Annotated in this window: 11 protein-coding genes; 5 read left to right on the forward strand and 6 right to left on the reverse strand. The window is 66.3% G+C overall.

The window, feature by feature from the left end; all coding sequences use genetic code 11:
- Window positions 1-372 precede the first annotated feature (372 nt).
- Window positions 373-1,041: a GntR family transcriptional regulator gene (locus tag GSE44_RS21585; RefSeq protein ID WP_159350910.1), complete on the reverse strand. Its 669-nt coding sequence runs from the start codon at window positions 1,039-1,041 to the stop codon at window positions 373-375.
- Window positions 1,042-1,178: 137 nt separating this feature from the next.
- Between GSE44_RS21585 and GSE44_RS21590 the strand changes: the two genes are divergently transcribed.
- The 5 genes from GSE44_RS21590 to GSE44_RS21610 are packed head-to-tail and all read left to right on the forward strand — an operon-like array spanning window position 1,179 to window position 7,252.
- Window positions 1,179-2,294 (forward strand): ABC transporter substrate-binding protein, encoded by a 1,116-nt coding sequence (locus GSE44_RS21590; protein ID WP_159350911.1) that lies wholly within the window; start codon window positions 1,179-1,181, stop codon window positions 2,292-2,294.
- A 4-nt stretch (window positions 2,295-2,298) separates the two neighbouring features.
- Window positions 2,299-4,035, forward strand: coding sequence for an ABC transporter permease (locus tag GSE44_RS21595; protein WP_159350912.1), 1,737 nt, complete (start codon window positions 2,299-2,301; stop codon window positions 4,033-4,035).
- On the forward strand, window positions 4,028-5,128 hold the full coding sequence (locus GSE44_RS21600) for an ABC transporter ATP-binding protein (RefSeq protein ID WP_159350913.1): 1,101 nt from the start codon (window positions 4,028-4,030) through the stop codon (window positions 5,126-5,128). The genes GSE44_RS21595 and GSE44_RS21600 overlap by 8 nt, the downstream gene beginning before the upstream one ends.
- Window positions 5,115-6,362 (forward strand): CaiB/BaiF CoA transferase family protein, encoded by a 1,248-nt coding sequence (locus GSE44_RS21605; RefSeq protein WP_159350914.1) that lies wholly within the window; start codon window positions 5,115-5,117, stop codon window positions 6,360-6,362. The genes GSE44_RS21600 and GSE44_RS21605 overlap by 14 nt, the downstream gene beginning before the upstream one ends.
- Complete coding sequence (locus GSE44_RS21610; protein ID WP_159350915.1) at window positions 6,359-7,252, forward strand: HpcH/HpaI aldolase/citrate lyase family protein; 894 nt, start codon at window positions 6,359-6,361, stop codon at window positions 7,250-7,252. Before GSE44_RS21605 ends, GSE44_RS21610 begins: the two co-directional genes overlap by 4 nt.
- 499 nt (window positions 7,253-7,751) lie before the next feature.
- On the opposite strand, the gene tcuA is transcribed toward GSE44_RS21610, so the two are convergent.
- The 5 genes from tcuA to GSE44_RS21630 form a co-directional block, all read right to left on the reverse strand.
- A complete protein-coding gene (gene tcuA / locus GSE44_RS21615) occupies window positions 7,752-9,026 on the reverse strand; it encodes an FAD-dependent tricarballylate dehydrogenase TcuA (protein ID WP_328799098.1) in 1,275 nt (424 codons plus the stop codon).
- On the reverse strand, window positions 8,942-10,057 hold the full coding sequence (locus GSE44_RS25385) for an AI-2E family transporter (protein ID WP_328799099.1): 1,116 nt from the start codon (window positions 10,055-10,057) through the stop codon (window positions 8,942-8,944). Before GSE44_RS25385 ends, tcuA begins: the two co-directional genes overlap by 85 nt.
- Before the next feature lie 234 nt (window positions 10,058-10,291).
- Window positions 10,292-11,035, reverse strand: a complete 744-nt coding sequence (locus GSE44_RS21620; RefSeq protein WP_159350916.1) for an acetoacetate decarboxylase — start codon at window positions 11,033-11,035, stop codon at window positions 10,292-10,294.
- Between the two features lie 13 nt (window positions 11,036-11,048).
- Window positions 11,049-12,260, reverse strand: coding sequence for a patatin-like phospholipase family protein (locus GSE44_RS21625; RefSeq protein WP_408015138.1), 1,212 nt, complete (start codon window positions 12,258-12,260; stop codon window positions 11,049-11,051).
- A 702-nt stretch (window positions 12,261-12,962) separates the two neighbouring features.
- On the reverse strand, window positions 12,963-13,847 hold the full coding sequence (locus tag GSE44_RS21630; protein ID WP_159350918.1) for an alpha/beta hydrolase: 885 nt from the start codon (window positions 13,845-13,847) through the stop codon (window positions 12,963-12,965).
- Window positions 13,848-14,492 lie beyond the last annotated feature (645 nt).

Genomic DNA, 14,492 nt, shown 5'->3' on the forward strand with positions numbered 1-14,492 from the left:
TACCGGCCCGCAGCGGCCAGCACCCCACGCCATCATCCCCGATAGAGACGATCGCGCCGGTGGCCCCGGTCTCCGGCCGGGCTACGCCCGACCTGCGTCCGGGGCCACCGGCCAACTTGCCTGTCGGTACCGGCCAAGATGGTTGTCGCTGAACACGCCCGACACCGCAAAGCTTCCGTCAGCGCTCCGCGCGGGCATCGCCTACCTCTGTCATGCCGCTTGAATGGTCAAAGTCCAGCTCAGGTACGGAACTGGAGGGAATCACGATCAACTGGTTTGATTTGGACGTTCGCGCCGACCTCGACCAGATTGAGTTTTGAAGGCCTGGAACTCGCGCGCTGCAGCTATCCAGTCTGTCCACAAGAGGTGCGGCTATTTCTCAACCATGCTGTCTGTTTCCGCTGTGTCGAGTGCAGGGTCATTGGCGGGTGAGTCGAGGATGTGAGCGCGTACGCTTGCCGAAACTGCTGCTGGGTTGCGGGAACGGAGCGCGGCAATGATTTTTCGGTGCCCCTCCGCACTGCGCCTTAATGCCCGCACCGAGGGCCAGAGAACCAGTGGCCAGAGGCGGGCGCGGTCCCGCGTCTCGGTCGCAACCTCCACCAGGACACGGTTCGGTGCGAAGCTGTAAAGGGTGTCGTGGAAGTCCAGGTTGGTCTGGCTCTGGCTGGTCATGGTTCCCTCCATCACCGCCTGGTCAAAGGCGTCGGCCTTCGTCTCCAGCAGGCGCAGTGCGGCATCATCCAGTCTCGGCAGCGCGCTGACAGCGGCTTCGGATTCCAGCAGCGCACGCACCTCCAGCATGTCGCGCACCCTTCTCAGGTCCGGCATAGCAATGCGGAAGCCCCGGTTCGGCACATGCTCTACCGTCTGCCGCAGTGCCAGTTCGGCCAGTGCGGCACGGACGTCGAAGCGCGTGGCATCGAAGCGCTCCTCCAGATCCACCTGACGCAGCCATTCTCCCGAACGGTAGGCGCCGGCGCGGATGGCAGCGGCGATCTCCGCGGCAAGGTGACGCTTTCGAACGGTTGAGCGAGCCATGCGGGGATTGTTCCCGAGGTGGAAAAGGGTTGCGCCAGCCGTAAGCCTAGGCTTAGCCTATTGGCGCCAATCTATGCGCCAAAGAGCGTCGGGTCGAGCCTTCTAGAGTCGGCCTATATTTGGGAAGGAAACAGAGAATGGTCTGGATCGGCCGTCGCACGGCTTTGGCTATCCCTGCCCTTGTCCTTGCGGACCGGGCGCTGGCGCAGGGGGCGCCGCCCTCCTATCCGCAGGCCTATCGCGACATCGTGGCGGGGGGAGAACGAGAGGGGAGCCTGCTCGTCTACTCCATCATGTCCGCCGAGAACTGGCGGCCCGTGCTAGAGGGTTTCAATCGTCGTTATCCGAAAATCCGTGTCGAAACCCTCGACCTGCCGAACTCGCGGGAGGTGTTCGAGCGCTATCTGGCTGAGCGGGGCACAAACAGCCGAACGGCAGACCTGCTCGCCACCGCCGATCCCTCGGGCTGGATCGAGTTCCAGCAGCGTGGGGAGGTGATGCCGTATGAATCGCCGGAGGCCGCCGCCTGGCCGGCCTGGGCCAAGCCCTGGCCGGGCGTCTACACCATCTCCGCCGATCCGCTGGTGTTCATCTTCAACAAGTTGCTTGTGCCGGAGGCGCAGCAGCCGAAGAGCTTCGCTCAGTTTGCCGCGCTGGCGCAGGAGAACCAGGGCCGCTGGCGCAACAAGATCACCAGCTACGGCGCGCATTTCGGCGGTTTCGGCTACTCGGCGAATTTCGGCTTCGTGCAGAAGCACGGCGACCGTGCCTGGGAATGGTTCCGGCAACTGGCGCCGCTACAGCCGCGCTGGGAGCGCTCCGGCGGACCGATGACGGAGAAGGTCACCTCCGGCGAGTACGCAGCCGGCTGGTTCGTCTCCGCCATCACCTTCTGGCCGCGCCTGAACGATCCGGCCCGGGCGCGCGTCCTGGGTTGGAATTTCATCGAGGACGGCCAGCTCGTCATCCTCCGCGGCATGGCCATCCCCAAGGCGGCGCGCAACGTCAACGCCGCCAAGCTGATGATCGACTACATCGCCTCGGCCGAGGGTCAGCAGGCCTTCGGGCGCGGTGGCCTGACTCCTGCGCGTCCTGACGTGCAGCCGGGGCAGGGCATTCGCCATACCTACAGTTCCATCGTGCAGGCCATCGGCGGCGAGAAAAACCTTGCCTTCATCGACTACAACCCGGCGATGGTGGACCAGTACCAGCCCTTCGTTGATCGTTGGAAAAGCGCCTTCGGGGTGAGCTGAGGCCATGGACGCCATTGCCGCGCGGGTGGAGGCTGCGCCAGCAGCCCCGCCCGCCGTCCCACGCATCCCGCGCGCCGTGCCGATCCAGTACGGAACCGCGCTGCTGGTGCTGGTGCTGGTCGCCGCGCCCCTGCTGCCGGTGCTGTTGCAGTCCCTGCTGGATGGCGCGCTCTACGAGCATGAATACACGCTGACCCTGGCTAACTTTGCGCGTCTTGCACGCACCGAGGGCTTCGGCCAGGTACTGCTGAACACCGCGTTGCTGGCCGGCATGACCACGGTGGTCGCGCAGGTGGCGGGCACCGTCGCCGCGATCCTGTTCGGCCGCACCGACCTGCCGATGGCGCGCGTGCTGGGCGAGTTCTTTCTCTGGCCGCTCTACCTCTCCGCCCTGGTGCTGTCCTTCGGCTGGTATGCCGTTTACGGGCCATCCGGCTACCTCACGCTGCTCTGGCCCTCGGTACTGGGCGAAGCGCCCTGGAACCTCTACTCCCTGGCTGGCATGGCAATGGTGGCGGGCGTCTCGCAGGCGCCGCTGGCCTACATCTATTGCCTCTCCTCCGCGACGATCACCGACCCCTCACTGGAGGAGGCCGCACGCGTCTCGGGCGCCGGCACCTTCCGTACCCTCTGGCGCATTACCCTGCCGCTGATGATGCCGGCCATTGCCTACAGCGCGGTTCTGAACTTCACCATAGGGCTGGAGCTGCTGTCCATCCCGTTGATCTTTGGCGACCCGGCCGGCATCACGGTCCTGACCACCTTCCTGTTCAACAACGGTGTCTCTTCGCCCCGGCCCGACCACGGGCTAGTTGCCACGGCTGCGGCGCTGATGCTGCTCATCGTCTGTTTTCTGGTCTGGCTACAGGGCCGGATGCTCGGCAACACGCGCCGCTTCATCACACTTGGTGGCAAGGCCACGCGGCCACGTGCCTTCCGTCTCGGCGCACTGCGCTGGCCACTCTTCACGCTTGCCGTGCTCTACATCCTGGCGACGGTGATCGCGCCGATCGGCACGCTGGTGCTGCGCGCCTTCACCAGCTTCCTCTCACCCATGATCCCATTGGGCGAGGTGCTGACCACCGGCAACTTCGCCACGCTGTTCGACTATCCTGTCTACTCGCGCGCGGTGTGGAATTCCTTCGTGGTCAGCCTGCTGGGCGGCGCATTGGCGACGGCGCTGATCGGCCTGATCGCTATCATAGTGCATCGGTCGGAGTTCCGCTTCCGCGGTGCGCTGCATTATCTGGCTCTGTTTCCGCGGGCCGTGCCCGGCGTTGTCGCCGGCATCGGCTTCTTCTACGCCTTTGCGCTGCTGCCGGGGCTCGGGGGCTTGCGCAACTCCATCTGGATCCTGGTGATCGCCTTCACCATGCGCTTCATCCCGGCCGGCCTCGGCGCCGTAGCACCCATGCTGCTGCAGGTGAGCCCCGATCTGGACCGCGCCGCTCGCGTCCAGGGCGCGGACTGGTGGACCACCAGCCGCCGCATCGTGCTGCCCCTGATGCGGCCCGCCCTGGTCGGTTGCTACACGATCCTCTTCGTCTCGTTCTTCAAGGAATACTCCACGGCCATCTTCCTCTTCGCACCGGGCAGCGAGGTCATCGGAACCGCGCTGCTGCAGCTTTGGGTGCAGGGGGAAGCGGGGCTGGTCGCCGCGCTGGCCACCATTCAGGTGGTGACCATCGCGGTCTGCATCGCCGCCGTGCGCGGAATCTTCGGGGTGAAACTGCATGGCTGACCTCCTGATCGAAGGACTTACCAAGCGCTTCGGCGGCGTTACCGCCGTCGATAACATCAGTCTCCACGTGGCGGACGGCGAGTTCGTCACGCTGCTCGGCCCTTCTGGCTGCGGCAAGTCCACCACGCTGGCGGCTATCGCAGGACTGGACCAGGCGGATGGTGGGCGCATCGAGGTTGGCGGCACCGTCTACTTCGATGCCGCGCGAGGCATCTACCGCCCGCCCGAAGCCCGCAGCTGCGGGTTGGTGTTCCAGAGTTACGCGCTTTGGCCGCACATGACGGTGGCGGACAACGTTGCCTTTCCGCTCTCCCTGCGGAAGGTACCCGGTCCCGAGCGCCGCCGCCGCATCGAGGAGGTGCTGGCGCTGGTCGAGATGGAGCGCTTCGCCGACCGCTACCCGCATCAGCTGTCGGGCGGGCAGCAGCAGCGTGTGGCGCTGGCGCGCACCCTGGTCTACCACCCGGCCATCCTCCTCCTCGACGAGCCGCTCAGTAACCTTGACGCCAAGCTGCGCGACCGTGCCCGCGCCTGGCTGGCGGAGCTACGCACGCGGCTGCGGCTGACCACCATCTACGTCACCCATGACCAGATCGAGGCGCTCTCGCTCTCGGACCGGGTGGTGGTGATGAACGGCGGCCGCATCGCGCAGGTCGGCGCGCCGCAGGAGATCTATGAGCGCCCCGCCGACCCGTTCGTGGCGGATTTCATCGGCACCACCAACTTCCTGCCCGCCCGCGTGGTAGGGGCGGCGCCGGCAGGCGGGCGCACCTTGCTGGAGCTGGCTGACGGTCAGAGGCTGGAGGTCGTGGCCGAGCGTCCGGCCGCCGAGGGCAGCCGCGTCACGATAGCCTATCGCCCGGAGCAGATCCGCGTCGCACCGGAAGGTGGCGGCGGCGAGGATGGGTCGGTCCTCTCTACCCACGTCACCAGTCGTTCCTACATCGGCGGCAACTGGCAGATCGGGCTCGACCTCGCCGGCTCACCGATGCGGCTGGAGGCGAGGCAGGCGCCCGCCGGCGATCCGCTGCGCCTCTGGCTGCCCCATTCCGGTGGCATCCTGTTCCAGGGAGGTGCCGATGCCGCCGCTTGACGCCAGCGAAGGAGGTCTGCCCCGCGCCGACTACACTCCCGGAGTGCGCGGGCCGCTCGAAGGCCTGCGCGTCCTCGACCTGTCGCGGCTCGTTGCCGGCAACACCCTGACCCAGCACCTGGCTGATTTCGGCGCCACGGTGGACAAGGTGGAGCCGCGCGACGGTGACACGCTGCGCGGCTGGCGGGTGCGGGGCGTGGAGACCGCCTGGAAGGTGCATGGCCGCGGCAAGCGCAGCCTCTGCATCGACTTCCGCCATTCAGGAGCGGTGCCGCTGATCCGCCGCCTTGTTCCCGGTACGGCTGTGCTGGTGGAAAGCTTCCGTCCGGGCACGCTCGAGGCGATGGGCCTCTCACCCGAAGCGCTGCTGGAACTAGAGCCGCGCCTTATTGTGCTACGCATCAGCGGATGGGGCCAGGACGGTCCCTACAGCCGCCGCCCCGGCTTCGGCACGCTGATCGAGGGCTTCGCCGGCTTCGCCGACATGAACGGCTTCGCCGACCGTGAGCCGGTGCTACCGCCGATGTATCTCGCCGATACCATTGCTGGGCTGACCGGCACCTTCGCGGCCATGGCCGCCCTGCGGGAAGTAGAGGTGAATGGCGGCCGCGGGCAGGTCATCGACCTGCCGTTGCTCGACCCGCTCTTCACCGCGCTGGGGCCGCAGGCGGCGAACTACAGGCTGACCGGGCGGACCAAGCAGCGCACCGGCAGCCGTTCTTCCACGGCTGCGCCGCGTAATGTCTACCGCACCAGCGACGGTGCCTGGGTCTGCCTCTCCGCCTCCACCCAGGGCATGGCGGAGCGGGTGCTGCGCACGATCGGGCGGAGCGAGTTGGTAGATGACCCGCGCTTTCGCACCAACGAGGCCCGCGTGGCGCATAATGCGGAACTGGACGCCGTGATCGGCGGCTTTGTCGAACAACGAACGTTGGAGGAAAACGTGGCCTTCTTCGAGGCGGCCGAGGTAACGATCGGCCCTGTCTACGACATCGCGCGCTTTATGAAAGACCGGCATGTGCAGGCGCGGGCCCTGCTGGCCGACTACCCGGACGAGGACATGGGGCAGTTCCCCATGCACGCCGTCTCGGCACGGCTCTCGGGCACACCCGGCGCCATCCGCACCCCGGCGCCGCGGCTCGGTGAGCACAACCGGGACATCCTCGCCGCGCAGGGCTTCACCCCGGCCGAGATCGACGCCGCGCTCGCCTCCGGCCTGGTGAGGGCATCGTGAGGACCGCCCCGCATCCGGTCTGGCGCTCCGGCCTTTTTGTGCCGGTGAACGTGGAGCGTTTCCTGGCCAAGGCCAGCGAGCGCGGCGCGGACGCCATCCAGCTTGACCTGGAGGATAGCATCGCACCCGGTGACAAGCCCGAGGCCCGCAAGCGCGTGGAGGCGGCGGTGGCGCAGCTGCGGCGGGAGGGCCGCTCCGATATCCTGGTGCGCATCAACCAGCCGCTGGAGGACGCGGTGCGCGACCTGGAGGCGGCGGTGATCCCAGGTGTCGACGCCATCATGGTGACCAAGACCGAGGGGCCGGACCACCTGCGGCTCTTGGACGAACTGGTCTCCCGCCTGGAGCAGCGGCGAGGGCTGCCGGAGGGCGGCATTCGCTTCGTCGCGCTGATCGAGGCGCCGGGACCCTTGGCGCAGGCACACAGCATTGCGCGTGCCACGCCCCGCCTCGTCGGCCTCTCGCTCGGCGCCGAGGACTACGCCACCGCGACCGGCGGCGAACCGACGGAGGAAGTACTGCTGATGCCCAAGCAGCAGATCTTGCAGGCCGCCACCGCAGCCGGGCTGATGCCGATGGGTACCATTGGGACCGTGGCCGATTACTCCGACATGGACGCTTATGCGAGGGTGGTGCGCCGCTCCGCTCGTTTCGGGTTTGTCGGCGCTTCGGCGATACATCCTTCGCAGGTGCCCGTGTTGAACGCTGGCTTCAGTCCCTCCAGCGAGGCGGTGGCGCAGGCGGAGCGGATTGTTGCCATGGATCGCGAGGCAGCAGCCCAGGGGCGCGGCTCTTTCGCGCTCGATGGCAAGATGATCGATATCCCGATCGTCCAGCGAGCCGAGGCGCTGCTGGCACGGGCGCGGGCTATCGCCGCGCGCAGCGGTTGAGACCAGAGGCAACAGAGGGCGCTTTGCCTGGCGGCAACGTCCAACCATGGGGAAAAGTCGTATCATGCCTAGGTGCTTCCCGGCGGGGCGTCGTCCGCTCGCGCTTGGCCCAGCTGTCCTCAATCATGGTGCTGTCATGGTGATCGGCCCGCTCCCAAGTGCGCAGGTCCTGGCGGTCTGATCCTGGCAGGACATCCTCTGGATCAAGGCCGGCATCGGGCTGCCGGCCTTGGACGGGCTGTACGCCTTGTCTGGGACACTTCCGCGGGCGCAGCGCAACGCCGGGACCATCGAGAAGGTGCCGGTTGCCTACATCGCGCTGGCGCGTAGCCCCAGGCTGCTCATCTATCATGCAGGCGAAGGCGGCGCGCCTTCGCGGCCTCAGCTTTCACCCGGAGCTGGCCGAAGAAGATGCATGGTCGGGATGATCCTCCCGGCTCCAAAGATCACCATGAGCGCCAATGACGCCGAGTTCGCAACAATGCCGAGGGCGCGGCAATCATCCTCCTGCGGAGCGGTCCATGGTGGGGGCGCCGCAGGTGAGAGCGTGGCGCGCAGCGGATTCGCCGGCCAGCCGCCCAAAGACGGCACCGGCTGTCAGGCCCGCCCCGCCTGGATAGCCGTAGTAGAACAGGCTGCCCACCAACTCCCCAGCCGCATGGAGGCCGGGAACGGGGCGCTGCGCCACGTCCAGTACGCGGCCGGTGGGTGGATCGGTCGCCAGGCCGCCGAAGGTGAAGGTAATGCCACAGCTGACCTGATAAGCCTCGAAGGGTCCTTCCTCGATGGCCTGGGCCCAGTTGCTCTTGTCCACCGGCAGACCCTGCGTGCGCCGACCGTCGGTGACCTGGCGGTCAAAGGGAATGTCGGTGCAAATGGCGGCGTTGAAGCGGCGGATCTCCTCCAGGAAGCCGGCCGGATTCACGCCCTCCATCTTCTCCGCCAACTCCTCCAGCGTCTCCGCACGGACCTTGGCGACGCCCCGCATTCGATGGGTGTCGGTCAGCAGCGGGATCGCTTTGGCATCGAAGACCTGCCAGGCGAAGCCGTCCGGCTGGGCAAGAATCGCGCGGCCCATCTTTGAATAGGTGCGGATGCGCAGGTCCGAGCCCTCGTCCATGAAGCGCCGGCCCTCGGCATTCACCATGATGCCGTAGGAGTAGGAAAATTTGTTGAAGCCGTCGCCGACGGCGAGGTCGCCAGTGGGCGGGGCGTTGCTGTCCCAGGCGACAGAATGGCAGCCGGACCAGTGGCCGGTGGACATGGCGCCATTCTCGAGCGCCATGCGGATGCCCTCGCCGGTATTGAAGCGCGTGCCGCGCACCTTCTCCAGCTCCCAGCCAGGCCCCAGGTAGCGGGCGCGCATTTCTGCATTCGCCTCAAAGCCGCCGCAGGCGAGCACAACGGCGCGGGCAGGAATCTCGATCACCGCATCGGCGGTGCGGACGCGGACGCCACTCAGCTCTCCGCCGTTGAAAAGGAGACCGGTGGCGCGATGGTCGTAGCGGATCTCGATGCCGGCCTTGGTGGCGGAGGCGAGTTCCGCCGCGATCAGTCCTTGGCCACCGCCCCATGCGTCCAGCACGAGTTCGCCGCTGAAGGCGACGCAGCCATCGGGGCTGCGGACCGCCATGCGGCCCCAGATCGGGGTGAAGCGGACGCCCTGGCGCTGCGTTGCAGAGCTGGCGGTTATTGCTCGCCGAGCAAGTCGCGCCAAAGGAGCATCAAAACCGCCATGATGGCGGGGCCGAGGAAGAGGCCCAGGAGCCCCCAATTCTCTAACCCGCCGAGGATGCCGAGCAGTACCCAAAGGAACGGCAGGCGTGTTGCTCCGCCGATCACTGCGGGACGGACGACGTGGTCGGCCAGTGACGTCACCACCATCCCAAAGGCAAATACGCCGGCAGCACCTTCCAGCGCCCCCTGCATCAGCAACCAGAGAGCCACGGCTCCGAAAATGATGGGGGCCCCGAAGGGGACCATAGCGGCAACTGCTGTCACGGTCCCAAGCAGAACTGGGTGGGACAGGCCAGCAACGGCATAGGCCATGCCAAGCAATGTGCCGACGCCCAGCCCGACGAGCACGAGGCCATTCACTGTGACGTGCACGGAGGCGATCGCTTGCCTACCAATGCGCTCGCCCGCCGGCCCGAAAAGCCGATCAGCAGCCAGGAGAAGTTGCTCGGACAGCTGTCGGCCGTGACGCAGCAGAAAGAAAAGCGTGAGTAAGGTGAAGCAGAACTGCACGAGACGATGTACGAGTTGAGATCCGAAGCGGCGGCCGATGGACAGGATATCAACCTGATTGAGCCTGCTCAGCCATGCTGATGTGCCGGCCGGATCGCTCAATGTGCGATTCCACCAATCCGCGACAGCTGTCCCGCCTATCGGCAGGGCAGCGACCCAGGTTGGAATCGGCACGCCATCGCGCTCGACAGCACGAATCCACTCGAGGGCAACGTGCATCTCCCGGCTCAGTTCGGCAGCGGCGATCATCAAAGGCACGATGAAGAGAAGCCCAAACGCCACGGTGAACATACCTGGCAGCAGGATGTCGAGCCTGGGTGCAGGCCAGTAACGCCGAACGTGCTTGTAGAACGGCCAAGCGGCGATGGCGAAGACCGTCGCCCACACGAGCGCCAACAGGAAGCCCCGCAGAGTCCACAAGCCGAGCAGAAGTAGGGCGCCCCCAAGAACGACTCGAGCTCTGCGTTGCGCCGACGACTTACTCGGCGACATGATTGCAGCCTGCGCTGAGGGTAGCGCCTGGCCAGTTTCAGCATGGTCCGTGGGGTGCCGGCTCATAATCTCGAAGGCTTCTCACAGTTCGAAAGTAGGGCGCGGCTGACGCCTATCGCGGCCGCGCCTCGCTCCTGTCCGAACGCCGCGGAATCCCTGAAGCAGCGATCATGACGTTCGCACGCCCCCGATCCTCCGCCCTGGCATAGAAGGTCGGTGCCGATGGTGCAGCCGGCGACGACGGAGTCGAGATTCTCAGCACTCATGGCGGCGCTCCAGAAACAGGCCGCTAGTCGGCCGTCACGCAAGGTAATCGTGCAGCACACGTCCATAGGGCAAGGTGAAATCCACCACCTGATGGCGTCCGCCGGCAATACGGCGGATCGGCAGATCTGCGACGCGGCAGTTCACATGCGGGATCAGGTGCAGACGCGCGTCGCCTTCCCAGGCGCCATGCACGACAACATCCTCAAGGCGGTAGGCAACGAGCTGCGCCACCTTCATGGAGCCGTCGACATCGGGCAGAAGCTTCAGGTTCACATTGAGGCCGCCGATTCCCTTTGCTACCTCGTCCAGGCGGTCGTGTAGGCTGCGGTGCTTATAGGTCATTGTGCCAAGGGCGACGCGCTCGTCATCGTAATATAGCGTGCCGGTCAGCGTGTCCTTCGTCACCTTGAGCTCCGGTTGGCCCCACTTCTTCGGGAAACCCCAGATCTCGCGGCCTGCCGAGATCGGGGGCTCGTCGTTCAGGTACATTTGGATCGAGAAGTTGCAGGGCTCACCCTGGTACAGGGCGTGGGCCCCGCTGCCGCTCTCCTCGTAGTCGCCGAAGCCCGAGGAGTCCGGCATCTTCATCCACTCAAAGTAGACGAGGTTGCCCGGCGCCGGCTCCAGCGGCTCCGGCAATATTGCGCGGAGCGCCTCTGGATCGGTTTCGTAGGTGATGATCAGGTATTCCCGGCGCACGAACCGGTAGGGACCGCGCGGGTAGCTCGGAGACGAGGCGGGCATGCTCGTCGCGCGCAAGATGTCGTCACGGTTCATGGCGGTCTCCTATTCAGTCTTCGTGGCCGGGGTCGATGACCATCACCCCACCGTCGGGTGGCAGGGCAGGGCGGCTACCATGACGCGCCATGTAGCGTTCCACGTCGGCCACGCCGCACGCCCAGTGCTCCATCATGGTCTGGCGCGAGAACTCGTAATCCTTCGAGCCGCCCTCATAAGGGCGCTTGCGATAGATCAATTGCACGACGGTGACCGCGTTCTCCTGCGCCATATCGCGAAGCAACCGGACGTCCTCGCTGTCGGACAGTTCCGGCGGCAGGGCCCGGATCAGCCGCCGTACGGCAGCCTTGGCGGCGTGCAGGCGCAGATGTGCATCGGTGTTGAGGCGGGTGCGGCTGGAGTAGCGGATATCGGTCTCGCGTTCGTCCGCCTCCATTAGGTTGCGTGGCATTGGTCCGCGCGCGTTGAACAGATCCACCTGGAAGATGACCAGATCATTGACGCCTTCCTCGTCCAGCACGAACTCAAGCGGGGTGTTGGAGACCAACCCTCCATCCCAGTACGGCTCCCCCTCGATGTTAACGGGAGGAAAGCCCGGCGGCAGCGCACCGGAGGCCATAATGTGCTCCGGCCTGATCGTGGTCCGGCTGCTGTCGAACACGACGTTGTTGCCCGTCAGGATGTTGACGGCTCCAACACTGAGGCGAACCTTCCCGTCATTGATCCGGTCGAAGTCCACCAGGCTCAGTAGCGTCTCGCGTAGCGGCGCCGTGTCGTAGAAGCTCAGTGCCGCCGGGCTTCCGGGGGCGGCGAGCGGTGGCCCGAGCAGCCGCGGCTGGAAGAATCCCGGTACACCGAAGATGGCCACCATGGCGGCGCTCAGCTGGTTCAGCGTGGTTCGGACGCCGTCGCCCAGCATCAGCGTCGGCATGCGTGGCGGCGGCATAAGGCCGGACGAGGCTCGTTCCCAGAACGTCCGCAGCCGCTCCACCCGCCGCTCGGGCGGGTTGCCGGCGATCAGGGCCGCGTTGATGCCTCCGATGGAGACTCCGGCCACCCGGTCAGGCTCCAAGCCGTGCCTCGCCAGTGCCTCGTACACGCCGGCCTGATAGGAGCCGAGCGCGCCGCCGCCCTGCAGGACGAGCGCGATCCGGGTAGGCGGGCGGAGTCGCCTCCCGCCTGGCGTGTCACGCGCTGGACTAGTGGGTGTGTCGTTCCTTGGCACGTGGAGTCCTGCTCCTCTTCGCCAGTGCAGAAGCACCACTTCCGTTCCGAGACTGCAATGTTGCACATCACTGCGAGCTTGGACATATTCGATTCCGGCGGTGGAGCCGCGTCCTGCAAAGGGAGGCTACTCAGCTGATGCTTCTGTCGCAGCCAGGCATGGCCGAGCTGCGGCCTGCCAAGTTGAGTTCGGCTGCAAAGTTCCCGGGACGGCCTACCAGGATAGAATGGGGCAGAGCCGGCGGCGAGATCCTGGTTTCCACCTTCACCGCGGCGATACACACGCACTAGCGATGGCCGGATACGTGCTGCCGGTGCTGCTGAGCTGGCACGTCGGGGCGCGGATGAATGAGATCGCCGGCGACGCCAGCGTTGCGCTCGACCCGGAGGAGTTCTGGCGCGCCTGGGCCGCCCGCGCGGCGGCCAGGGTGGATACATTCGCACCGGAGTGGGACTTCTGGACCCCTGCCGAGAAGCCGCTCGCCGCATTGCGGTGCGTTGAGGAGTTCCCGCGTGCGGACTTGCCGCCGCAGCTGCAAGTACCTCGACGCACTTCAGGACCAGCTAAGCAGAGTTCGTGCAGCAAGGCACCGCCGCGCCGCGGCCCTGACCTGCCTCTTCGCCTGCTGGAGATGCCGGGCGGGTGCCAAACAGCGCAACGGCTGCCAGAAGCAAAGTCCGATTTCCTGAACACTGAGCGCCGGCCCAGCTGCGTGCCTCGCCAATGCCCGTGCCAGCCCTGCTACGTCGTAGCCAGACGGACAAAGGCACCAACGGCCGCCAGAGCGCGCCGCCCGGCCTCCAGTTGGGGATGGAAGAGGTGCCAAGCATGGATCATGTGCGGCCAGGCCTGCAGCGTCACCCGGACATCTGCCGCCGCCGCCCGACCTGCGAGCCGCACTGCATCATCGAGCAACGTCTCGGCGGTCCCGACCTGGATCAGTAAGGGCGGCAAACCGCGCAGATCGGCATGGAGCGGTGAGGCTGCTGGCGTGCGCGGATCGGTGCCTTGCAGGTAGATTGCCGCGAGCTCCGTCAGGTACGGCTTGCTGATTAGCGGATCGACGGCCGCCTTCGTGTCCATCGTGACCCCGGTATTCTCCAGGTCCACCCAGGGCGAACTGAGCCAGGCGCAGGCTGGTAAGGGCATGCCGCTCTCGCGCAGCCGCACCAAGGCCGCAACGGCCAGACCGCCGCCCGCACTCTCTCCGGCTATGGCGATGTGCGCCGGCTCGAAGCCCTGGGCCAGCAGATAGCGATATCCAGCCAACGCGTCCTCAAGTGCGGCAGGAAACGGGTGCTCGGGCGCGAGGCGATAGGCGAGTGCCAGCGTGCTTGCCCCCGCAGAGCGCCCGGCCTGTGCGATCATGTGCCGGTGGCTCGCGATCGAGCCGGAGACGTAGCCGCCGCCGTGCAGGAACAGGATCACGCGCGCCGGGTCGGCGCCGGGCGTCGTGGTCCACTCCGCCGGGACGCCGTCCGCATCGGCCGGCTCCACGCGAACATCGGACGGCAGGGCATATTGTGCGCCGAGGCCATCGAGGCGCAGGCGCCGTTCGGCTAACTCGGCCGCCCGCGGGTGCGCCGCCAGCATTTCGCGAATGGCGTCGATCTCACCGTCAGCCATGAGCCCTGTCCTTGCAGCAGATCGGCAGGATAGCAGACACAGCAGATGGTGTCCCAATCCTTGGCGCCGATGTTCCGCCTTGCCCGGCTCTGCTGGGACTTGCCACCCGTCGGCCGCATCCGGCCGAACGGGGTGGTGTGATCGACCTCGATGCCCCGGCTGGGTGCGGTCCGCACAAGACTGGCAGCTCGCCTCTCCGGAACGGGATGGCTGCTTGCGGCCGACTGGGCGCGGCAGGGGCTGCCGCTGTTTCCGGCGCCTTCTGATGCCGCCGGCTGAGCGTATGTTGCCAGGACCCTCTTCCGTGCACCAATGCTCAGCATTCAATCAGTCCGTCAGGATGAGCGGAACGGACGGAAAGGATTTCTGAATGCGGCGGGGCCCGTGCATCAGGAGCGGGATCTTTCGCCCGGCCAAATAGGCGCGGCTGACGAAGTCCGAGGGTTTGCCGAGCCTTGTTCCTCTCGGGCTTCGGTGGCGCATGCGCTTGGCCAACCAGGAAGAGCGCGGGTCGAGAAAGGTCGTCGATCTAAAGCTCCGAGGCTTCGAAGAAGCTGTGCTTGGTCTCGGCGCTTTGGAAGCGGACGGGAGGGAAGGCTTCCATGTCCTACTCCTCAGAGCTCCAACCTCTTGCAGAGACTTGTT

This window comes from Muricoccus harenae, assembly GCF_009848505.1.
Lineage (GTDB): Bacteria > Pseudomonadota > Alphaproteobacteria > Acetobacterales > Acetobacteraceae > Roseomonas > Roseomonas harenae.